Raw genomic sequence first — 327 nt, 5'->3', positions numbered from 1 at the left:
GCCTCATGCGGGCGTTCAAGGTTATAGACCGTCCGCCAGTGGTCGAAGGCGCGCTGCAGCTCACCCTCGCTCGCGAACCACTTCCCCTGCAGCACCTCTGCCTTCAGGCTGCGGTGAAAACGCTCCAGCTTGCCCTGCGTCTGCGGATGATACGGCCGGGAGTGCCCCACCCGGATACCCTGGCGCATCAGCCACAGCTCCAGCGCTGTCCAGGTGCCGGTGGTGTCTCCCCACGGTGAGCCGTTGTCCATCGTCATCCGGTCCGGCAGGCCGTAGCGTTCAAACACGCTGACCAGCTGCTGCTGCACGGTCTCACGCCGTTCATCG

General features: G+C 65.4%; 1 protein-coding gene. It reads right to left on the bottom strand.

The features are described from left to right. Positions 1–327: integrase core domain-containing protein (locus HV355_RS23990; RefSeq protein ID WP_182403875.1), on the bottom strand; the 327-nt coding region annotated here is incomplete at both ends.

Origin of the sequence: Enterobacter sp. RHBSTW-01064 (assembly GCF_014103035.1) — a bacterium.
Classification (GTDB): Bacteria; Pseudomonadota; Gammaproteobacteria; order Enterobacterales; family Enterobacteriaceae; genus Enterobacter; species Enterobacter mori.
This window is presented reverse-complemented; position numbering and strand designations above follow the sequence as displayed.